The sequence below is a fragment of the Bordetella sp. N genome, from assembly GCF_001433395.1.
GTDB lineage: Bacteria > Pseudomonadota > Gammaproteobacteria > Burkholderiales > Burkholderiaceae_B > Bordetella_C.
In genome coordinates, this window is sequence record NZ_CP013111.1 from 315,791 (window position 1) to 338,063 (window position 22,273).

17 protein-coding genes are annotated in these 22,273 nt (G+C 65.2%); 11 read left to right on the plus strand and 6 right to left on the minus strand.

The features are described from left to right. Positions 1–74: 74 nt before the first annotated feature. Entirely contained in the window at positions 75–2,339 is a 2,265-nt protein-coding gene (locus tag ASB57_RS01355) for an ATP-dependent DNA helicase (RefSeq protein WP_057649893.1), read from the plus strand. A gap of 237 nt (positions 2,340–2,576) precedes the next feature. On the opposite strand, the gene ASB57_RS01360 is transcribed toward ASB57_RS01355, so the two are convergent. Continuing rightward, positions 2,577–3,425, minus strand: a complete 849-nt coding sequence (locus tag ASB57_RS01360) for an outer membrane protein assembly factor BamD (protein WP_369822771.1) — start codon at positions 3,423–3,425, stop codon at positions 2,577–2,579. Between the two features lie 55 nt (positions 3,426–3,480). On the opposite strand from ASB57_RS01360, the gene ASB57_RS01365 reads away from it, so the two are divergent. The 9 genes from ASB57_RS01365 to ASB57_RS01405 all read left to right on the plus strand — a co-directional run bounded on the left by ASB57_RS01365 (position 3,481) and on the right by ASB57_RS01405 (position 12,159). Then, complete coding sequence (locus ASB57_RS01365; protein ID WP_057649895.1) at positions 3,481–4,437, plus strand: RluA family pseudouridine synthase; 957 nt, start codon at positions 3,481–3,483, stop codon at positions 4,435–4,437. Further along, positions 4,434–5,228, plus strand: a complete 795-nt coding sequence (gene pgeF / locus ASB57_RS01370; protein WP_057649897.1) for a peptidoglycan editing factor PgeF — start codon at positions 4,434–4,436, stop codon at positions 5,226–5,228. The genes ASB57_RS01365 and pgeF overlap by 4 nt, the downstream gene beginning before the upstream one ends. A gap of 101 nt (positions 5,229–5,329) precedes the next feature. Beyond that, the gene (gene phaC / locus ASB57_RS01375) at positions 5,330–6,967 is read left to right on the plus strand and encodes a class I poly(R)-hydroxyalkanoic acid synthase (RefSeq protein ID WP_057649899.1); all 1,638 of its coding nucleotides are present in this window, start codon (positions 5,330–5,332) and stop codon (positions 6,965–6,967) included. A 103-nt stretch (positions 6,968–7,070) separates the two neighbouring features. Beyond that, entirely contained in the window at positions 7,071–7,808 is a 738-nt protein-coding gene (gene phbB, locus ASB57_RS01380) for an acetoacetyl-CoA reductase (RefSeq protein WP_057649901.1), read from the plus strand. A 124-nt stretch (positions 7,809–7,932) separates the two neighbouring features. Next, positions 7,933–8,493: a polyhydroxyalkanoate synthesis repressor PhaR gene (gene phaR, locus ASB57_RS01385; RefSeq protein ID WP_057649903.1), complete on the plus strand. Its 561-nt coding sequence runs from the start codon at positions 7,933–7,935 to the stop codon at positions 8,491–8,493. A gap of 335 nt (positions 8,494–8,828) precedes the next feature. Further along, positions 8,829–9,365, plus strand: a complete 537-nt coding sequence (locus tag ASB57_RS01390; protein WP_057649905.1) for an iron transporter — start codon at positions 8,829–8,831, stop codon at positions 9,363–9,365. After that, positions 9,365–9,718 carry a cupredoxin domain-containing protein gene (locus ASB57_RS01395; RefSeq protein WP_057649908.1) on the plus strand — a complete coding sequence of 118 codons (354 nt, stop codon included), beginning with the start codon at positions 9,365–9,367 and terminating at the stop codon, positions 9,716–9,718. The genes ASB57_RS01390 and ASB57_RS01395 overlap by 1 nt, the downstream gene beginning before the upstream one ends. A gap of 31 nt (positions 9,719–9,749) precedes the next feature. Then, positions 9,750–10,613 (plus strand): FTR1 family protein, encoded by an 864-nt coding sequence (locus ASB57_RS01400; RefSeq protein WP_057649910.1) that lies wholly within the window; start codon positions 9,750–9,752, stop codon positions 10,611–10,613. 145 nt (positions 10,614–10,758) lie between these two features. Next, positions 10,759–12,159, plus strand: a complete 1,401-nt coding sequence (locus ASB57_RS01405) for a 4Fe-4S binding protein (protein ID WP_057649913.1) — start codon at positions 10,759–10,761, stop codon at positions 12,157–12,159. Position 12,160: 1 nt separating this feature from the next. Here ASB57_RS01405 and ASB57_RS01410 read toward each other — a convergent pair whose 3' ends face one another. The 5 genes from ASB57_RS01410 to cphA (ASB57_RS01425) form a co-directional block, all read right to left on the minus strand. After that, positions 12,161–13,288, minus strand: coding sequence for a hypothetical protein (locus ASB57_RS01410; RefSeq protein WP_057649914.1), 1,128 nt, complete (start codon positions 13,286–13,288; stop codon positions 12,161–12,163). Positions 13,289–13,506: 218 nt separating this feature from the next. Then, entirely contained in the window at positions 13,507–13,845 is a 339-nt protein-coding gene (locus ASB57_RS01415; protein ID WP_057655837.1) for a BON domain-containing protein, read from the minus strand. A 119-nt stretch (positions 13,846–13,964) separates the two neighbouring features. Beyond that, positions 13,965–14,129 (minus strand): DUF1328 domain-containing protein, encoded by a 165-nt coding sequence (locus tag ASB57_RS30200; RefSeq protein ID WP_082621299.1) that lies wholly within the window; start codon positions 14,127–14,129, stop codon positions 13,965–13,967. Positions 14,130–14,424: 295 nt separating this feature from the next. Then, positions 14,425–17,007 (minus strand): cyanophycin synthetase, encoded by a 2,583-nt coding sequence (gene cphA / locus ASB57_RS01420; RefSeq protein WP_057649916.1) that lies wholly within the window; start codon positions 17,005–17,007, stop codon positions 14,425–14,427. A gap of 17 nt (positions 17,008–17,024) precedes the next feature. Then, positions 17,025–19,646 (minus strand): cyanophycin synthetase, encoded by a 2,622-nt coding sequence (gene cphA / locus ASB57_RS01425; RefSeq protein ID WP_057649918.1) that lies wholly within the window; start codon positions 19,644–19,646, stop codon positions 17,025–17,027. 274 nt (positions 19,647–19,920) lie between these two features. Between cphA (ASB57_RS01425) and ASB57_RS01430 the strand changes: the two genes are divergently transcribed. Next, complete coding sequence (locus ASB57_RS01430) at positions 19,921–22,260, plus strand: ABC transporter transmembrane domain-containing protein (RefSeq protein ID WP_057649920.1); 2,340 nt, start codon at positions 19,921–19,923, stop codon at positions 22,258–22,260. Positions 22,261–22,273 lie beyond the last annotated feature (13 nt).

The window sequence follows — 22,273 nt, forward strand, 5'->3', positions numbered from 1 at the left end:
ACACGCTGGAACGTTATCATTGCGGTTGGCGACTATGTCTGCACGTTGCCCTTTCTTCTCTTACTTTTCTCCCTATGCTGGACCTGGAAATCACCGATTTTTTCGCCGAGGACGGCCCGCTGGCGCGCGCCCTGCCGGGCTATCGCATGCGCGAGTCGCAGGTGGACCTGGCACAAGCCATCGAACGCGCCATCGCGGAGCGCGGCACGCTCGTGGCCGAGGCGGGGACCGGCATCGGGAAAACGTGGGCGTATCTGGTGCCTGCCTTCCTGGGCGGCGGCAAGGTGCTGGTGTCCACCGGTACCCGTACTCTGCAGGACCAGCTGTTCTCCCGCGACCTGCCGCGGGTGCGGGCCGCGCTGGCCGTGCCCATCACTGCCGCGCTGCTGAAAGGGCGGGGCAACTATCTCTGTCACTATCATCTTGACCGCCTGTCGGGCGACGAGCGCGCGCTGAAGTCGCGCGCCGAAGTCGGCCAGCTGCGCCACATCCAGAAATTCGCGACGATCACCAAGACGGGCGACCGCGCCGACCTGGCGCAGGTGCCGGAAGATGCCGACATCTGGTCGCGCGTGACCTCCACCCGGGAAAACTGCCTGGGCCAGGAATGCCCGCGCATCCGTGACTGTTTCGTGGTGAAGGCCCGCCGCCAGGCCCAGGAGGCCGACGTGGTGGTGGTGAACCATGCGCTGTTCATGGCCGATCTGGTGCTGCGCCAGGAGGGTGTGGCGGACCTGCTGCCGGAAGCCGACACCGTCATCTTCGACGAAGCGCACCAGCTGCCTGACACCGCCACCCGCTTCCTGGGCAGCAGTGTGTCCACCCACCAGTTCCTCGACTTTGGCCGAGCCGCGGAAGCCGCAGGCCTGGCCTATGCGCGCGAAGTCACCAACTGGAGCGACGCCGGCCGTCTGGTGGAGCACGCCGCGCGCGAGCTGCGCCTGTCCTGTGCGGCCTTGGAGCGCATGCCGGGGCGCAAGGCCACGTTCGAGGCCATGCCCAACGCGGACGAATTCGATGCCGCGCTGGAAGCCTTGTCCAACACCATCAAGACGGTGACCAAGGCCTTGACCGAGGTGGCCGAGAAACATCCTGACCTGATGGCCGCGGCCCGCCTGGGCGCGGATCTGCTGGTGCGCCTGAAGCGTTGGTCGACCCCTGGCCGGCCTGGCAGCACCGGCGCCGACGATGGCCCTGATGATGCCGAGATACTGGCGGCCTGGGCCGCGTCCCAGGATTCCGTGACATCGCTGGACGGTGTATTGGAGCTGTCCCGGGGCGCCGAGGAAGCGCTGGCCGCCGAGCTGCTGGAAGGGGCCGCCCGCCGGTCGGCCAATGCGGCCGACCGCGCTGACGCCGCCCATGCCGCCACGGCCGCGGCCCTTGCCGCGGGCCAGCCGGCCCCCAGCATCGGCAAGGTGCAATGGACGGGACCAGCCGTGCGCTGGGTGGAGCATGGCCTGCATCATGTCCGCCTGCATTCGGCGCCGCTGTCCGTGGCGCAGGCGTTTTCGCGCTTCCGCAAGCCGGGGCAGGCCTGGGTCCTGACCTCGGCCACGCTGTCGGTGCACGGCGATTTCGGCCATTTCACCCGTCAGCTGGGCCTGAGCCATGCCCAGACCGGCCATTGGGAATCGCCCTTCGATTACGGCAACCAGGGCTTGCTGTTCGTGCCCAAGGGCCTGCCTGAGCCGCAGGCGCCGAACTATGCCGAGCGCTTCGTCGAGACGCTGATGCCCTTGCTGCACGCCAGCCCGGGCGGGGCCCTGGTGCTCTGCACGACGCTGCGCGCGGTGGAGCGTTTCGCCAGCCTGTTGGAAGAGGAGTTCGATCGTGCAGGGGTGGAGTGGCCGTTGCTGCGTCAGGGCGAGACCACCCGGCGAGAACTGCTGGATCGCTTTCGCACGCTGACGCATCCCGTGCTGGTGGGCAGCGCCAGCTTCTGGGAAGGTATCGATCTGCCCGGCGACATCCTGACCCTGGTCGCCATCGACAAGCTGCCTTTCGCGCCGCCCGACGATCCCGTGATCGAGGCGCGCTTGCGCGAATGCCGTGAACGGGGCGGTAATCCCTTCGCCGAATACCAGTTGCCGGAAGCCGCGATCTCGCTGAAGCAGGGGGCGGGGCGCCTGATCCGCACCATCTCGGATTGGGGCGTGCTGATGGTGGGCGACGGGCGCCTGGTCGAGAAAAGCTACGGCAAGCGCCTGTGGCGCGGCCTGCCGCCATTCGCCCGCACGCGGGAGCTGAACGAAGCGCTGGGCTTCCTGCAACGCAAGAGCGACGAGGCGATCGAGGCCAAGGGTGGGACCACGGCGGCATCGACCGACGCCGAGTAGCCGGCAGGCAAAATAAGGGCCGCGATTTACATCGCGGCCCTTATTTATCCTAAATATTTCCTAGATCGACATTCCCAGCGCTGGAGCCATTCCAGCGTGGACACCGCGGAGCCGGGTCCCCCGGTCCGCTGGTGTCGCCCCTTGAGGGGGGCGCGCGAAGCGCGCTGGGGTGGGCCTTTCCTTCCGGTCCGCCGGTGTCGCCCCCTGGGGGGGCCGCGCTCCGCGCGGTAGGGGGGGCTAGAACCAGCCCCACGGGTCCCACCAGACTTTTTCGGTGGTGAAACCCTGCTTGGGGAACTTGCTGTCCGGGAAGTTCTTGTCCAGCACGCGCTGCGCGTCGTTCTTGAGTTCCGGCATCTTCAGCTTGTCGTACGCCAGGGTCATCACATACAGCGCTTCTTCGGTGGCGGGGGCGCCTTCGAAGTCGGTGATGACGGTCTGCGCGCGGTTGGCGGCGGCCACATAGGCGCCACGTTCGTAGTAGTAGCGCGCCACGTGAACTTCGTTCATCGCGATGGCGTTGACCAGCCAGGCCATGCGCTGCTTGGCGTCGGGCGCGTACTTGCTGTCCGGGAAGCGGTTGACCAGTTCGGTGAAGGAGTCATACGACGCGCGCAGCCCCTTGGGGTCGCGTTCGCTGGGATCCTGGCCGGTGACGCTGGTCATGAAGGCGCTGGCCGGCGTGAAGTTGATCAGGCCCTTCAGGTACAGCACGTAATCCGTGCCCGGGTGATTGGGGTAGAGCTGCTGGAAACGGTCGAGGGCCGCGAGCGCCTGCTCGTTTTCACCGTCCTTCCAGTTGATGTAGGCGACATCGATAAGGGCTTGTTGGGCATAGATGCCGAAGGGGTAACGGCTTTCAACAGCCGTCATACGTTCACGCGCATCCTTCCAGTTGCCTGCCGACATTTCCTGCTTGCCGTCGGCATACAGTTGCTCGGCGCTCCAGCCGGCGGTCTTGTCGAACTTCGAGTTGGTCGTGCCGCACGCGGCGAGGACCAAGGTGAAGAACAGGAGGAAGAATGAACGCGCGACCGACCCGAATCGGGAGGCGTGGACAGGATGGGCGGGAACGCGGGGAATCACGACGATTGTTTCCTTGGTGTTAGCATGGCTGCGGTCGATTATATGATTTGTCTCCATGTCCGATATAGCCGCGAGCGCGGATTTCCCGCCCGACGACGAACCGCAGACCCTGCGCCTCCCTTTAAACGCCCCTTCTGACCGCCTGGATAAAGTGTTGGCGAGTCTTTTGACGGACCATTCACGGAGCCGCCTGCAGGCCTGGATCGAGGGTGGCCACGTCCTGGTCAACGGCGCGCCAGCCAAGGTGCGCCAGACCGTGGGACCGGGCGACGTCCTGACCATTTGGGAGCAACCAGCCCCGGAAAGCCTGGCTTATACCCCCGAACCGGTCGATTTCGGCGTGGTCGAGGACAGCCCGGACTGGATCGTGGTGAACAAGCCGGCCGGGCTGGTCACTCACCCCGGCGCCGGCAATTGGACCGGGACCTTGCTCAACGGTCTGCTCTACCGCTACCCCGAACTCGCCACGGTGGCGCGGGCGGGCATCGTCCATCGGCTGGACAAAGATACCTCGGGCCTGATGGTGGTGGCGCGTACTGAGCGGGCCCAGACCCATCTGGTGCGCCAGCTGCAGGCCCGCAGCATGGGACGGGAATACCTGGCGCTGGCGCATGGCCAATTGGAGGCCGGCGGCGCCGTGGACCGGGAAATCGGCCGCGACCCGCGGGTGCCCGTCCGCATGACCGTCGAGCGGCCGGTGGCGCCGAAACAGGCCATTACACATTACGAGCCGCGGGCCTGGGGCCTGGCTGAAGAGGCGCCGGTGACCCTGGTGGCCTGTCGCCTGGAAACCGGCCGCACGCATCAGATCCGGGTGCATCTGGCCAGCCTGGGACATCCGCTGCTGGGCGACGTGCTCTACGGCGGCCGCAACGTGGCCGGCGCCACGCGCCAGATGCTGCATGCCCGTGCCCTGCATTTCGACGACCCCGGCGGTGGCGGTGAGCTGGCTTTCGAGGCCGCGCCGCCCGCCGACATGCAAGCCGTCCTGGATGGCGTGGATTGGAAATGACGCAAAACTTCACTTTTGAATCGTCGGCGCTGCCCGTCGTCAGCGGCCCGGCCTGGCCCGGCGTCCGCTACTTCTGCACCACCCGTGGCGGCGGGATCGGCCGCGCGCCGCACGACACGCTGAACCTGGGCCTGCGCGCGGGCGATGACCCCGATGTGGTGGTGGAGAACCGCCGCCGCTTGCGCGCCATGCTGCCCGCGGAGCCGCTGTGGCTGCGCCAGGTCAATGGTAGCGAGGTCCTGGACGCCGACAGCCGCAGCGACGGCGGTGGCATCCCCACGGACGCCGAGCCGGCCCTCGACAGCGCCGTCACCGGCCAGATCGGGCGGGTGCTGGCGGTGATGGGGGCCGATTGCCTGCCGGTCCTGCTCGTCGACCAGAATGCCACCGTACTGGGCGCCGCCCATGCGGGCTGGCGCGGCCTGTCGGGCGGCGTGCTGGAAAACGTGCTGGCGGCCTTGCGGCGCAAGAATCCAGCGGCCACCCAATGGCGAGCCTGGGTCGGCCCCGGCATCGGTCCTGATGCGTTCGAAGTCGGCGAAGACGTGCTGCGCGCGTTCACTTCCGATGATGAAGAGGCGGCCGCGTTGTTCCGCCCCTATCCCGATCGGCCCGGCAAATGGCTGGCCGATCTGGCTGGCCTGGCGGCCCTGCGTCTGCGCCGCGCCGGCGTGCAGGACGTCCACGTGAGTGGCCTCTGCACCTACACCGACCGCGAGCGTTTTTTTTCCTATCGACGCGATGGTGTCACGGGCCGCATGGCCATGGTGGCATGGCTGGAGCAGCCCTGACGCGGCGCTGCGGCGCAATACCCCTGCGAATACCCGCATTGACAGGTCCTGCGACCGCAATGCACCATCCCCGCAAAAGCCACTCATAACAAGGTGTTGAGGTGACAGCCCATCCATCCGCAGCATGGCCCGTTCCGGTCAGCGTGGCGCCAGACGTCATGGCCCAGATCCAGGCGGACTTCGCGCGCGACTGGCAGCGCGTGATGGACGATGCCCGCCAAGGCCGCCTGACGCCGCCCGCCGATCGCCGTTTCGCCGGCGACGCCTGGGGCAATAGCGCCCAGCATCTGCTGCTGGCGCACACCTATCTGTTGTCCGCCAAAGCCATGCAACGCATGGTCGACGCCGCCGATGTCAGTGACGCGATGCGAGCGCGGTTGCGCTTCTCCGTGATGCAATGGGTGGATGCCATCGCGCCGTCCAATTTCCTGGCGCTCAATCCGGAGGCCCAGCAGTCCATCGTGGCGTCAGCCGGCAAGGCGCTGGACGTGGGAATGTCCAATCTGATCAGCGACTTGCGCAAAGGCCGCATCTCGCAGACCGACGAAAGCCAGTTCGAGATCGGCGTCAACGTGGCCACCACGCCGGGCCAGGTCGTCTACGAGAACAAGCTGTTCCAGCTGATCCAGTACGCCCCCAGCACACCGACGGTGCATGCACGGCCGCTGGTCATCGTGCCGCCCAACATCAACAAGTTCTATATCCTGGACCTGCAGCCGGCCAATTCCTTCGTCCGTCATGCGGTGGACGCGGGCATGACCGTGTTCATGGTGTCGTGGCGCAATCCGGTGGCAGGCGACGACGATGGCGCGGAACTCGCCACCTGGTCGGATTATCTGGACGAGGCCGTCCTGCGGGCCCTGGCGGTGGCCAGCGAGATCAGCGGGCAGAAGCAGGTCAACGCCCTGGGCTTCTGCGTGGGCGGTACGCTGCTGGCGTCAGCCCTGGCCTTGGCCGAGGCGCGCGGCGAGCAGCCCGTGGCGGCCTTGACGCTGCTGACGGCCTTGCTCGATTTCCGCGATACGGGCGTGCTCGATGTCTTCGTCGACGAGGCGCATGCCCTGTTGCGCGATCGGCAGCTGGGTGGCGGCGGCCTGATGTCCGGCCGCGAATTGGCCACTACGTTCAGCTTCCTGCGCCCGAATGAGCTGGTGTGGAACTACGTCGTGGGCAATTACCTGAAAGGCCAGACGCCGCCGGCCTTCGATCTGCTGTTCTGGAATGCCGACGGCACCAATCTTCCGGGACCGTTCTTCGCCTGGTACTTCCGCAATACGTATCTTGAAAATAATTTGAAGGTTCCCGGCCGCTGCACGGCCGCGGGCCTGCCGCTGGATCTCACCCGCCTGGCAATGCCCACCTACATCTACGGCTCGCGGGAGGATCACATCGTGCCCTGGCCGTCGGCGTACGCATCGACCCAGCTGCTGCGTGGCGATCGGCGCTTCGTGTTGGGGGCCTCGGGTCACATCGCGGGCGTCATCAATCCGCCCGCCAAGCAAAGGCGCAGCTATTGGGCCGCCGATGCCAACGCGGGCAAGGACGACTTCCTGCCCGGCGATCCAATGGCGTGGCTGGAGCACGCCACCGAGCACGCCGGCAGCTGGTGGCCCGACTGGCTGACCTGGCTGGCGCCGCATGCGGGCCGCCGGGTCAAGGCAAGCGGCCAGCAAGGCAGCACGACCCACCCGCCGTTGGAGCCGGCGCCGGGCCGATATGTCAAAGTACGAGCCATGTAGAGTACGGGTCATGCGACATCGGCCCTGATTTGAAACCGTAGCTGCATCTCCGGAGCGCATTTGCCGGATTGAAATACCCCCGCGACAGAAACAGGAGAATTCAATGAGCGAGAAATTGGCATATGTGACGGGCGGCATGGGCGGCATCGGTACCGCGATCTGCCAGCGCCTGGCCAAGGACGGGTTTCGCGTGGTTGCGGGTTGCGGTCCCAGCCGCAATTACCAGCAGTGGCTGGACGAGCAGGCGGCCCAGGGCTATACCTTTTACGCGTCCGTTGGCAACGTGTCGGACTGGGATTCCACCCAGGCCGCTTTCGATAAAGTACGGGCGGACCTTGGTCACGTCGACGTGCTGGTGAACAACGCCGGCATCACGCGCGATGGCCTGTTCCGCAAGATGTCCCTGGACGATTGGCGCACGGTCATCGACACCAATCTGAACAGCCTGTTCAACGTCACCAAGCAGGTGCTGGACCCTATGGTCGACCGCCAGTTTGGCCGTATCATCAACATCAGTTCGGTCAATGGTCAGAAAGGGCAGTTCGGACAGACCAACTACTCGACCGCCAAGGCCGGCATCCACGGTTTCACCATGGCGCTGGCGCAGGAAGTGGCCAGCAAGGGCGTGACCGTCAACACCATTTCGCCGGGTTATATCGGCACGGACATGGTGCGGGCCATCCGCCCGGACATGCTGGAAAAAATCGTCGCCACGATACCCGTGCGGCGCCTGGGCACGCCGGAGGAAATCGCCTCCATCGTGTCGTGGCTGGCGTCGGATCAATCGGGCTTCGCCACCGGCGCGGACTTCTCGCTGAACGGCGGCCTGCATATGCATTGAGCCCCGCCTGCCATGGACGCGCGCGCGACGCCTGGCCAGTCGTCGCGCGCGTGATGGGACACCTTAAGGTGACAACTTCTTTTTCTCATAAGTACAACGCGAGCGACCCAAGCTGGGGACAACCATGACGCAAACGCAAGCAGCCGGGCCCACCCGTCTGATCAAGAAATATCCGAATCGCCGTTTATACGACACGCAGACCAGTACCTACATCACTCTGGCCGATGTGAAACAGCTGGTGCTGGCTTCCGAAAACTTCCAGGTCATCGACGCCAAGAGCGGCGACGAACTGACGCGCAGCATCCTGCTGCAGATCATCCTGGAAGAAGAGGGCGGCGGCGTGCCCATGTTCTCGTCCAACATGCTGTCGCAGATCATCCGTTTCTACGGCAATGCGATGCAGGGCATCATGGGGTCTTACCTGGAGAAGAACATCCAGGCCTTCATGGAAATCCAGGAACGCATGGCCGAACAGTCCAAGGGCCTGTACGGCAGCCAGTTCGGCCCCGAGGCATGGACGCAGTTCATGAACGGCCAGACCCCCATGATGCAGAACATGATGAACAGCTACATCGAGCAGAGCAAAAACCTGTTCGTGCAGATGCAGGACAAGATGCAGGACCAGACCCGTTCGATGTTCTCGAATTTTCCTTTCCCGGGAACGACGCCGAACAATCGCAAGTAAGTCCTACCGGGCCGGCCTGGTGCCGGCGGTGTTGACGGCCGGCCTCGCCCGGCCGTTATGTTGTCCGGGGTCTTGATGTTTTCTTAACAGGGGTTTTGTTAGGGTCGTGCCGCGGAGGGATGTATTACCATCCCGTGACCCGTCATATAACCCTGCTCCCGACCCCGACTTATGCGGCCCTAATTAAGGCTATGGTAAGCTCCCGTGCGTTAGGCTTATGCGAACAGTTCTTGTTTGCATTATTCTTGTGGTTTCGAGAACGATGTTTATGGGAACGGTATGCGAAGCCGACGGTCTATCGATGGTCGATTGCATAACCAGAAAGGAAGAGTGTCATGATGAAGAAGGCCTTGGCTCTGGCCGCCGGTATTGTATTTTCGAGCGCGGCGCTGGCCGCTGAGTATCCGATCGGAAAGCCGGCAGAAAAGGGCGGCATGGAAATTGGCGCGGTCTATCTGCAGCCGATCGAAATGGACCCCCCGGGCGTGATGCGCGCCGCCAAGGATTCCGACATCCACCTGGAAGCCGACATTCACGCCTTGGCCAACAACCCTACCGGTTTTCCGGAAGGCGAGTGGATGCCCTATCTGGTGGTGAAGTTCGAACTGCAGAAGCAGGGTAGCCAGAACGTGATCAAGGGCACCCTGATGCCCATGGTGGCGAATGACGGCCCGCACTACGGCGACAACGTCAAGCTGGACGGTCCGGGCAAATACCACCTGAAGTACTATATCGCGCCCCCGACGGCCGACAGCATGAGCCATTTCGGCCGCCATATCGACAAGGAAACCGGCGTGGGTCCGTTCTTCCAGCCGTTCGAACTGGAATATGACTTCGTCTACGCCGGTACCGGCAAGAAGGGCGGCTACTGATGAAGAATCGCCGATCGCTCCTGGCGTCGGCGGTCCTGTTGCTGGCCTCGGCCAGCGCGGGCACGCCGGCGCTGGCTGATGAATTACCCACGTTCCAATTGACCTTCAAGGCCGATGGAACGTTCGAACCGCAACGGCTGGAAGTGCCGGCGGGACGTTTCAAGATCGAACTGAGCAACGAGAGCAAAGAGCCGGTCGAGTTCGAGAGTATTCCCCTGCGCAAGGAGAAAGTGCTGGGGCCCGGCGTCAAGTCTTTTGTCGTCATCACGATTTCGCGACCCGGCGAATATCCTTTCTTCGATGATTTCCATCAGGACGTAAAGGGTACGTTGGTCGTCAAACCCAAGGAATGAAGCGGTCCGCCTCGCGCGGATCGGCAGTGTCATGGAACAGGTCTCTTTTATCGTCTGGCGCGAAAGCGTCGAAGCCCTGCTGGTGGTAGGCATTCTGTACACCTGGCTGCGTGCCTCGCCCGAAGGGCGCCGCGGCCTGCCTTATCTGTGGGGCGGGGTGGCCGCGGGCCTGGCCCTGGCGGGCGCCCTGGCGCTGGTGCTGCTGGGCGTGTCGTCCTGGCTGTCGGACGAAGGGCAGGAGTGGTTCCAGGCAGGCATGGCCCTGGTGGCCTGCGCGCTGGTGGTGCAGATGGTGCTCTGGATGAAGAAGCACGGCCGCACGCTCAAGCGTGAGCTGGAGACCGGCGCGCGCGATTCGGTGCGCAACGATAACTGGTGGGGCTTGCTGATCCTGGTCATGATCGCCGTGGCGCGGGAAGGCAGCGAGACCGTGGTGTTCCTGTACGGCACGGTGTCGGCCGGCGAAGCGACCGGCAGCATGATCTCGCTGGCCTTGGCCGGACTGGGCGGCTTCGTCGCGGCGCTCCTGACGTTCTGGCTGCTGCAGCTGGGCGGAAAACTGATCACCTGGCGGCGCTTCTTCGCCCTGACGGAGTTTCTGCTGCTGCTGTTGGCGGGTTCCCTGTTGATCGGTGGCCTGGACCGCCTGATCTCCCTGGACGTCGTGCCGACCATCATCGATCCGGTCTGGGATACCAGCTGGCTGCTTAGCGACAGCGGCGGCCTGGGCAAGATCTTGGCGGACTTCGGCGGTTATCGCGCCATGCCCGCCCTGATTTCGGTCCTGGTGTTCGCGGTGTACTGGATCGGTGTGTGGCTGACCCTGCGCATGGTCGACGCCAAGGCGGCGCGGGCTCAGGCCCAGAAGACGCAGGCCGCCAAGCAGGCTGGCTGAGCGGCAAGGCGGCGCTGACTACAAGTGGTCGGCGCCGAACTGTTAAAGTCCTGGACTTGAGGTCCGAAGCCGGCGGTTTCGGATCTGACCCTGGGACAAGCAACACGATGCATGCCGGACGCGGCACGCAAGGCAGGTAAGTACGATGGCTGTTGTGGCAGCGGGGCGCTTGGGGCGGGCTAGCTCGCGAGTCGCCGATTTCCTGCGCGACCATGCTTCTATGCTGCGCAAGCTGCAGTGGGGCATCGTCGCGCTTTATGCGTTTCTGTTGATCGTGCCCGCGGCCATGCCGCTGCCCGACAATACCGCGTCCGTCTTCAACAATCTGACCATCGTCGCGCAGTTTGCCTTCTGGGGCATCTGGTGGCCCTTCGTGCTGGTGTCCATGCCAGTGATGGGACGCGCCTGGTGCGGGCTCTTCTGTCCGGAGGGCATGCTTACCGAGTGGGCCAGCGAACGCGGTCAGGGGCATGCCATTCCCCGCTGGATGCGCTGGGGCGGCTGGCCCTTCGTGGCTTTCGCCTTGACGACGGTGTACGGCCAGATGGTCAGCGTGTATCAGTATCCGCTGGCGGTGCTGGTGGTGCTGGGCGGTTCCACCGTGGCGGCCATGATCGTGGGCTGGCGCTACGGCCGCAGCAAGCGGGTCTGGTGTAAATACCTGTGCCCGGTCAACGGCGTGTTCAATCTGCTGGCCAAACTGGCGCCCTGGCATTTCAAGGTCGACGAGCAGGCCTGGCGCCATCCCGTCATCCGCATCGAACCCATCAACTGTGCGCCGCTGGTGCCTTTGCGCCAGATGAAGACCGCGGGCGATTGCCATATGTGCGGCCGTTGCAGCGGTTATCGCGGCGCCCTGACCCTGGGCCCCCGTTCGCCCGAGCACGAAGTGGTCGAGACTTCCGATGGCGACGCCTGGCAGACCGCCTTGATGGCCTTCGGCATGATGGGCATCGCCATGGGCGCGTTCCTGTGGACGTCCAGCCCCTGGTTCGTCACCATGAAGCAATGGTTGGCCACATGGCTGATCGAGCGCGATATCACCTGGCCGCTGCTGGACAACGCGCCCTGGTACCTCCTGACCCACTACCCCGAAGTCAACGACAGCTTCTCCTGGCTGGACGGCGGCTGTCTGCTGTTGTTCGTGGCCGGCACCACCGCCGTCATCGGCGGCGCGCTTTACCTGGCCCTGTGGCTGGCCGACCGCATCCTGCCGGCGCTGGCGCCGCGCACCTGGATCGGCGGTCCTGGCTTGCACAAGCTGGCGCAGCCTTTGATCCCCTCCGCCGGCATCGGCGTGTTCCTGGGGCTGACGGCCACCACCATCACCTTGCTCAAGCACGAGGGCATGGCCGCGCATTGGGCCAATCCCGTGCGCTTCACGCTGCTGGTCCTGGCCATCGCGTGGACCCTGCGCCTGGCGTGGCGCGTGATGGCGCAACGCCAGGGCGCCGGCGTGGGCCGCCGCCTGGCCGCGTGGCTGGTGTTCGCCGCTGGCCTGGCGCCGTTCTGCTACGCCTGGGTGCTGTTGTTCCTGATCTGGTGATTCAGGGCGCCGTCGCGGCAGGAGCGCTCGCGGGCGCGGCTTCCCGCGTCAGGAAGTGCGCGTCCCAGACATCACGGCAAAAGTCCGGCACGTGCCCGTCGTCTTCGCCTATGCAGCCCGTCCAGATGGACGCGTGATCGGCGCAATCGAAGTAACTGCCGCTGGATGGGATGCGCCTGCTGAGGATGATGTTCCCTTCCGGTGTTTCCTGAATATCGTCCAGCATGCTGACGTACATCCCCTGATTGAAGATGCATGCGCCGTGCTTTTCGAGCAGGGCACGCAATGCCGTCACGTCGTGGGAGCTCAGGCGGTGTTGTCCATGGACGGTGATGACCCGGCGGCCTGATCGTTTTTCCAGCGTCTCGACAAGGTTGAACAGCCGTGCGGCCATGCGGCTTTTCAAACCGGAAATCTGCTCGGTCACCGCCTGCCTGTCCTTGCCTTCGGCGAGCAGCATCTCCACGCATGCGTTGGGGCTGCTGTTCACCCACGGTTGCGAAAACATCCACTTGCCGTCCCTTAGTGGGTAGACAGGGAGCCTGTCGCAGATCGACTGGACGGGTTTGTCTCCAACCTGATACCACGCGGTCATCGTCCGCGGACTGATCACGTAGCCGGCGTGCCTGGCCCTGACGTAAGCCGGGTTGCCATCGTATGCATGGATGACGTCTTCACGGAACGCTGCAGCAGCGATTTCATGCTCGGGAATGCGCAGCCGGCGGCCGTCTCTACCAAGAGGTTCGCCGCCTGCCTGTAGATGGCCGGCGTTGAAGGAGGGGAAACGCAGTGCGATGTCGTTCGTCACGGTGACGAAGTTGTCGAAGGTGCCGCGCGCCAGGCGCGTGGGATAGGCTTCGCGCGCCTCTTCCGAGAAGGAAAATAGTCGAATGATCTCTTCTTTATAGGGCGTTTCGTCCTCGACGATCTGCTTGATGGCCGGATCGATGGCGAATGCGATGAGGCGGGGGACGGCCGACGCTGGAGCTCTTTGCGTGTCCGATGCGCGCGTGATGGCCGTAGCGCTCGCCTGGAAACTGAGATCGGCGACGTTGCCTGAAGGGGTAGGGTCGTCTGGCACGGCTGCCTGCGAGAGGGGCGCAGCCTGGGCGTGTGGGGGAATGTTCATTTGTCAGGGCCTGTCGAAATCGAATTCCGAGATCGAATCCCGGGAGCGTCGAATCCCGGGCGCGAAACTCGTTGGTGCCAGGCCGAGTTTTTTTGTTCCTTGTGCAGATATTGCCTGTGGGCAGATGAAAAAAATCGCCGCGATCTTTACCGGATCACGGCGATTTTTTGCGGCGCGCGGGACTGGCCGCGCGCGGTCGCTGGCTGATGGTCGCTGGCTTACTTATGCGACTTGGAAGGATCAACCTTCAGGTTGTTCTTCACTTGCGTCACGCCCTTGACGGTGCGAGTGACACGGGTGGCCTCGTCGCTTTGGGCGGCGGTGGCAACCGAACCGGTCAGCGTGACCACGCCGTTCTCGGTCTTCACGGCGATGTCCAGCACGCTGAGCGCGGAGTTGCCGACGATCTCGGCCTTCACCTTGGTGGTGACAGCCGCATCCGACGTGTATTCGCCGACGGATTGTTTGGGCTTGCCGTCATCGGCGGCATAGGCGACCGAGGTGACAACAGCGCCAAAGCCCAGCGCGGCGGCGGCAATCAGTTTACGGGTATGCATCATAGGGGTACCTCCTGGTTTGCTACGCGAATTTTTGAAAGACGGGCGCGGGCGTAAACCAACTCGCCCGTCAGGTCCGGGCCGCTATCGCGATCGGCCCGGATTGAGCGGTGCAGAGGTCACTTCCTGCGGAAGGCGCCGCTGAGGATGGACAGCAGGGCCAGCACGAGGAACACGAAGAACAGGATCTTCGCGATGCCGGCCGCGCCCGCGGCGATGCCACCAAAGCCGAGCACGGCCGCGATGATGGCGATGATGAAGAAGACGACGGCGTAGTGAAGCATGGGGAACCTCCTGGGGTGATGGGCGCCGGCACCGGGGGATGGCCGGACTTGTGCTCTGGGGTAGAGCAAACAGCGTTCCCGGGGAGGGTTGGGATTAAAGATTTGTTACCGCTGTCGCGAAAATGAAATAGGCGCCCCGGGGGGCGCCTATTGCGTGTGCGAGGGGGAGGGGGGAAAAAGCACAGTGGCGCCCCGAGGGCGCCACTGTAGTTGCGGGGAGAGGGCGGAGGCGCCCGTGTGAAAGCGGGGCGCTGCGGCACATGCCGAGGGCCGCTAGCGCCGGTGCCCCCGCCGCCTACGCCTTGGCGTTGCTCTCCGTGATGCGTTGCTCGATGTGGGCCAGGGCCTCTTCCACCTGGTCGACCAGGATCAGGCACAGGTCGCCGGCTTGCAGGCGGCCGAGTGCAGTGTCGATGGCGATGAACTCGCCGTCGATCTCGTCCGAATACGACGTCCGGGTGGCATTGCGCAAGCCTTCGCGCAGCAGGGCAATGACCTCACCGTCGGCGCGGCCCCGTTGGCATTGGTCCTGATACAGCAGCACCTCGTCGAAGGCTTCGCCCAGCAGCTCTGTCTGCCGACGGATATCCTCGTCGCGCCGGTCACCCGCGCCGCTGATCAAGGCCACGCGGCGCTTGGCCGGCATGGCGTCGACGGCCTGGATCAAGGCGATCATCGCGTCCGGGTTGTGGCCGTAGTCGGCGATCACGGTGGCGCCGCGATAGTCGAACACGTTGAAGCGTCCCGGCGCCGACGCCGCGTCATTGACGAAGGAACCCAGGCCGCGCTCGATCTGCGTCCAGTCCACGCCCAGCGCCCACGCCGCGGCGATAGACGCCATGGCGTTCTCCACCTGGAAGGGAATGCTGCCCTTGCGCGTCAGGGGAATGCTGGACAGGGCGATGGCGTATTCGTCCGCACCCTGCGCGGCGACGATGTTGTCGCCGTCGCGATAAACCACCCGCAAGCCCTGCGCGCGATGCGTGATCATGCGCGGATGATTCTTGTCCGTCGCAAAATAGGTCACGCTGCCTGGGCAGGCCAGGGCCATCTCCGCCACGATGGGATCGGCCGCGTTCAATACCGCCGTGCCCTTGCTGTTCACGTATTGGACGATGACGCGCTTCACCACCGCCAGGTCTTCCACCGTGCTGATGTAGCCCAGGCCCAGGTGATCGCCCATGCCGATATTCGTGACGATGGCCACATCGCAGCGATCGAAGGCCAGGCCCTCGCGCAGGATGCCACCGCGCGCCGTTTCCAGCACGGCCGCGTCGACTTCGGGATGCAGCAGCACGCTGCGCGCGCTGCGCGGCCCGCTGCAATCGCCGGTATCGATGCGGCGGTCGCCGATGTAGACGCCGTCCGAGTTGGTCATGCCCACGGTGCTGCCGTCCTGGCCCAGGATGTGCGCCGTCAGGCGCACCGTGGTGGTCTTGCCGTTGGTGCCGGCGACGGCGACCACGGGAATGCGGCCGTCCTCGCCATCCTTGTACATATTGGAGATGATGGCTTCGCCCACCGCGCGGCCTTTGCCGAACGACGGGTTCAAGTGCATGCGCAGACCGGGCGCGGCATTGATTTCCACGATGCCGCCGTGCTGGTCTTCCAGCGCCTGATGCACGGATTCGGCCACGACGTCGACGCCGCAGAGGTCCAGGCCGATCATGCGCGCGGCCGTGACGACCCGCGCCGCCAGTTCCGGATGGACTTCGTCGGTGACGTCGGTGGCCGACCCGCCGGTGCTCAGGTTGGCGTTATTGCGCAGGACCACGCGCGCGCCCACGGGCGGCACCGAGTCCGGCGTGTAGCCTTGCTTGGCCAGCACACCCTTGGCGATCTCGTCGATGCGGATCTTGGTCAAGGTGGTGGCATGGCCGTCGCCGCGCAGCGGATCGGTATTGACCTCGGCCACCAGTTCGCTGACGGTGCGGGTGCCGTCGCCGGACACTTGCGGCGGATCGCGGCGCGCCGCGGCCACCAGGGCGTTGCCCACCACCAGCATGCGGAAGTCGTGGCCGGGGATGTAGCGTTCGACGATGACGTCGTCGCTGATGGCCTCGGCGGCGGCGTACGCTGCTTCGATCTGCTCGCGCGTCTCGATGTTGACCGCGACGCCGCGGCCCTGGCTGCCGTCGCGCGGCTTGACCACCACGGGTCCCTGCAGCGCCTGCGCGGCGGCCCAGGCGTCCTCGACGTTGTCGACCGTGCGGCCCAGCGGCACCGGAACGCCGGCGGCATCCAGCAGCATCTTGGTCAGGTCCTTGTCCTGCGCGATCGATTCGGAGATCGCGCTGGTCAGGTCGGTTTCGGCGGCCTGGATGCGGCGCTGGCGCGAGCCCCAGCCGAACTGCACCATGCTGCCCTGGGTCAGGCGGCGGAAGGGGATGCCGCGCGCCACGGCCGCGTTGACGATGGCGCCGGTGCTGGGCCCCAGGCGCAGGTCTTCATCCATCTCCCGCAGGCGGGCCAGCGCGCCGGGCAGGTCGAAGGGTTGGTCGGCCATGGCCGCCAGGCACAGCTGTTCAGCCAGTTCCAGGGCCAGGCGGCCGACGGATTCCTCGCTGTATTCGAAAACGACCTGATAGACACCGGGCTCGACCGTCGCCTGCGTGCGGCAGAACGTGACGGGGCAGCCGGCGTGCGCCTGCAGGGACAGCGCGGTGAGCGCCAGGGTGTGCGCCAGCGAGACCTCTTCCAGATGGCCTTCCGGGCGCAGCAGTCCGAGCTGCGGGAAACGCATGCGCAGTTGACCTTCAAACTGCGGCAGGCGGTCGATCGAGCATTCGTCATCGGTGCAGGTGACGATGGCCTCGATGCCGGTGTTGCGGCTCCACAGATTGGGGCCGCGCAGGGCGCGTATGCGTGAGACTTCCATGCGGATGATTCCTGTCGTCAGCTTTGCTGGATCCAGCGGCGGACCAGGTTGATAGTAGGTTCGGAGGCGCCTTCGTCGGTTTGCAGCAGCACGAAGTCACCGGGACGCAGCCGGGCCAGCACGTCGGTGGCGGCATGAGCATGGTCGGGTTCGTCGATGATTTCGGTCACGCGTCGTCCCTGGGCCTGTTCCAGGCCGGCACGCAGCAGCGCGCGCGCCTGGCCGGCGGGCCGCTTGCTGGGGACGGTGGTGTCGTCGTACAGCACCACGCGATCGAACACCGCGCCCAAGGCCAAACCCTGGGCCACCAGGTCTTCGTCGCGGCGGTCCAGGCCGGCGCCGTAGACGACTGTGCGATGCTCGGCGGGGAAATGCTGGATGGCATCGGCCAGCGCGTGCAGCGCCGACACGTTGTGGGCGCCGTCGACCACCACCGTGGCGCCGTCGCGCTCGTAAGGCGTGAACTGCCAGGGCGCATCGGCCTGGTCGACGTCGAAGGTTTCGATGCCGACGCGGATCAGGTCGGCGGACACGCCCAGCGCCCATGCGGCGCCGACGGCGGCCAGCACGTTTTCCAGTTGGAAGTTGACGCGGCCACCCTGGGTCAGCGGCAGGGCCACGGCGCTGGACAGCACTTCTTCCTGCGAGCCGGTGGCCATGACGACCTGGCCGTCGCGCACATAGACCGCGCGCTTGCCCAGCGCCACATGCGAGGCGATGACGGGATTGCTGGGGTCCAGTCCGAAGTACATGACTTCGCCGTCGCACAGTTGCGCCATGTCGACCACGCGCGGATCACGCGCATTGAGCACCGCGGTGCCGCTGGGCAGCACCACATCCACTTGCGTGCGCAGCACGTTGAACATGCGGTCCGCGTCGGCGATGTCGAAGTCGCCCAGATGGTCGGAGGCGTCGATATTGGTGACCACGCCCACCTGGCAGCGATCGTAGGCCAGGCCCTGGCCCAGCACGACGGCGCTGCTGTTTTCGATGACGGCGGCGTCGACGGAGCGGTTCATCAGCACGCGGCGACCGGCGGCCCAGTTGGCGCAATCGCCTTTCTGCACCTGGCGGCGGTCGAAATACAGCCCTTCGCTGCAGGCCACGCCCACATGCTTGCCGGACAGGGACAGCAGGCGGCCGATCAGGCGCGACACCACGGTCTTGCCGTTGGTGCCGGTCACGCCGACCACGGGAATGCGGCCGTCTTCGCCCTCGGGGAAAAGATGGTCGACGATGGCGCGTCCGACCGGACGCGGCTGGCCGTCGGCCGGCTTCAAGTGCATCAGCAGGCCGGGGCCCGCGTTGACTTCGACGATGGCGCCGCGTTGTTCTTCCAGCGGACGCGAAATGTCTTCGGCCACCAAATCCACGCCCGCCACGTCCAGGCCGACGATGCGCGCGGCCAGCACCACCGCGCGCGCCACGTCGGGATGGACCGCGTCGGTGCAGTCGAAGGCGACGTTGCCGTTGCGCTGGATCAGCACGCGGCGGCCGGCGGCCGGCACGGCTTCCGGCGTCAGGTCCTGGCGCGCCACTTCCAGGCGTGCCGCCGAGTCCAGGCGGACGGGGTTCAAGGGGCAGTCTTCACCACGGCCCCGGCGGGGGTCGGAATTGATCTGGCTGTCGATCAGCTGGTCGATGGTGGAGACACCGTCGCCGACCACCCAGGCGGGTTCGCCGCGGGCGGCCGCCACCATGCGGTCGCCGACCACCAGCAGGCGGTGTTCGTTGCCCACCACGAAGCGTTCGACCATCACGCCGCTGCCTTCTTCATCCGCCACCGAGTAGGCCGATGCGACCTCCTCGTAGGTGGTCAGGTTGGTGAAGACGCCGCGGCCATGGTTGCCGTCGTAGGGCTTGATGACCACGGGCAGGCCGATGTCCTGCGCGGCTTCCCAGGCTTCGGCGGCGGACTTGACCAGGCGGCCTTCCGGCACCGGCACGCCGCACTCGGACAGCAGCGACTTGGTCAGGTCCTTGTCGCGCGAGATGCCTTCGGCGATGGCGCTGGTCTTGTCGGTTTCGGCGGTCCAGATGCGGCGCTGGCGGGCGCCGTAGCCGAACTGCACCAGGTTGCCTTCGAACAGGCGGGTGTAGGGGATGTCGCGGTCGTCCGCGGCATCGACGATGCAGGCGGTGCTGGGGCCCAGGCAGTGGCGGTCGACCAGGCGGCGCAGGCGCGCCACCGTGGCGTCGACGTCAAAGGGGCGATCTTCGATGGCCGCCATGACCAGGTCGCGGCCTTCGGCCAGTGCCGCGCGCGTCACCTGTTCCTGCCAGGCGCGCACGATCACCTTGTAGACGCCCCGTTCGGAAGTCTCGCGCGCCTTGCCGAAGCCACCCGGCAGGCCTGCAAGATTCTGCAGTTCCAGCGTGACGTGCTCCAGAATGTGGCCGGGCCAGGTCCCTTCGCGCAGGCGCTGCAGGAAGCCGCCGCGCACGCCGGGGCTGCACCGATGCTCGATCAGTGACGGCAGCCAGGTGGACAGGCGTTCGTAGAAGCCGGGGATGAGATTGGACGGAAAATCTTCCAGTTCGCCAATATCGACCCAGGCTTCCAGCACCGGCCGGTAGGTCCAAATGTTCGGGCCGCGCAAAGCCACGACATCGAGAAATTCAATGTCTTTCTTTTTCATGTTTTAATTTGAGGAGATATCCGATGGCGGACGGAAGGGCATCCAGGCATTTGCGGCCGAGCCGCGATAGGACCGAGGCGCGTTTTTAGCGCTTTTTGTTTGTCTGCGCGATTCTGGCAGATGTTGCCGATTATAGAAAAGAAGGCCCTGTTTGTCGGGCGTTGCCCATCGGTCATGGTGCCTGCTCTGTTGTAAGGAAGGAACACGTTTTCAGCCCCCCGGCCGAAACCGCGAACTTGCCTTGTTGGTCCGATCGCGGCTTTGAACGTTTTCGATGAAGAATCACTCGTCTGTTTCCACATACGATGGTCAGTTATTTGCCAGCAATTTGCCTGCCGACGTCCAGATCCAGTTGGGTCCGGACGAGACCGTGCTGGCATTGTTGGAACTAGACCTCGATACCGAGCTTAAGTTCCGGCCAGGCCTGCTCCTGGTGACGGATCGCGCCGTCGTGGCGCACGATCCCTTGAGCGCCGAATGGCGGCGTTGGCCGCTGGCCGACACCCGGGTGCTGACCCTGTCCGACCACGCCGGCGCCGGCGCGCTGGAGCTTTACGATAACAGCGCAAGGCTGGCGGTGTGGCGTTATACGCTGGGCCGCAACCCCGCCGCGCTGCGCTTGCTGGACGCCTACACGCGCCGCCATGCCCAATTGAGCGCCCAGGCCAGGGCCGGCTTAGAGGGCTGTGACGCGATTGCTGACCAGGCAGATACCGACGTGGCAGCCGATGCCGACATACGGGTTTGTCCTAGCTGCCAGACGCCGATCCCGGCGGGCCAGGAAGAGTGCCCATCCTGTGGCGCGGACGCGGTGCCGCCATCTTCGACCTGGGCGCTGCTGCGCCTGTGGCGCTTTGCTCATCCTTACCGCTTACCCCTGATCACCGGCTTCGTGCTGACCGTGCTGGCGACCGCCGCCACGCTGGTCGCGCCGTATCTGACCATGCCGTTGATGGATGACGTGCTCATCCCTTTCCAGAGCGGGGCGCCGATCGACTACGACCGCGTCCGCTGGCTGCTGATAGGCCTGCTGGGTTCGGCCTTGCTGGCCTGGGTGCTGGGCTGGGCGCGCACCTACATCCTGGCCTGGGTCAGCGAACGGATCGGGGCCGACATGCGTACGGCCACCTACGCGCACTTGCAGAACCTGTCGCTGGAGTACTTCGGCGGCAAGCGCACGGGCGACCTGATTGCGCGCATCGGCAGCGAAACGGACCGCATCTGCGTCTTTCTGTCGCTGCATTTGCTGGATTTCGCCACCGACGTCCTGATGATCGTGATGACCGCGGCCATCCTGATTTCCATCAATCACTGGCTGGCCCTGGTGACCCTGGTCCCGCTGCCCTTCATCGCCTGGATGATCCACGTGGTGCGCGATCATCTGCGCCATGGCTTCGAGAAGGTCGACCGGGTCTGGTCGGAGATCACCAATGTACTGGCCGACACCATTCCCGGCATCCGCGTGGTCAAGGCCTTTGCCCAGGAAAAGCGTGAAGTGCAGCGTTTCCGCGATGCCAATAACCGCAACCTGGAAGTCAACGACAGGGTCAACACGGTCTGGGCGCTGTTCTCCCCGACGGTCACCCTGTTGACGGAAATCGGCCTGCTGGTGGTGTGGATCTACGGGATCTGGCAGGTGTCGAACCACCAGATCACGGTCGGGGTGCTGGCGGCCTTTCTGGCTTATATCGGCCGGTTCTATACGCGCCTCGACTCCATGAGCCGTATCGTGTCCGTGACCCAGAAGGCGGCCGCGGGCGCCAAGCGCATCTTCGACATCCTGGACCATGTGTCCAGCGTGCCCGAGCCGGCCAGGCCGGTGCCGGTGCCGCACGTGGAAGGCCGCATCGAGTTGAAGGGCGTGGGCTTCCGCTATGGCAACCGGTCGGTGATCCGGGGGCTGGACCTGACGATCGCGCCGGGCAAGATGGTAGGCCTGGTCGGCCACAGCGGCTCGGGCAAGAGCACGCTGATCAACCTTATCTGCCGCTTCTACGACGTATCGGAAGGCGCCATTCTGGTGGACGGCGTGGACATCCGCGCCATGTCGATAGCGCAGTACCGCGGCAATATCGGGCTGGTGCTGCAGGAACCTTTCCTGTTCTTCGGCACCATCGCCGAGAACATTGCCTACGGCAAGCCGGACGCCACGCGCGAAGACATCATCGCCGCCGCGCGTGCCGCGCATGCGCACGAGTTCATCCTGCGCCTGCCGCATGGCTACGATTCGCTGGTGGGTGAGCGGGGCCAGGCCTTGTCGGGCGGCGAGCGGCAGCGCATTTCCATCGCGCGCGCCTTGCTGATCGATCCGCGCATCCTGATTCTTGACGAGGCGACGTCTTCGGTCGACACCGCCACCGAGAAGGAAATCCAGATCGCCCTGGACAACCTGGTCCGGGGGCGCACCACCATCGCCATCGCGCACCGCCTGAGCACCTTGCGCAAGGCGGATCAATTGGTGGTGCTGGATCGCGGCCAGATCGTCGAACAGGGCGGCCATGACGAATTGATGGCGCGCGAGGGCGCCTACTATCGCCTGTACCAGGCGCAGGCGCGCGCGGCGGAAGCCGAGTCGCAGACCGACGACGACGATGACGACCTGGTGCTGTCGTGAAGGTAAGGAATTT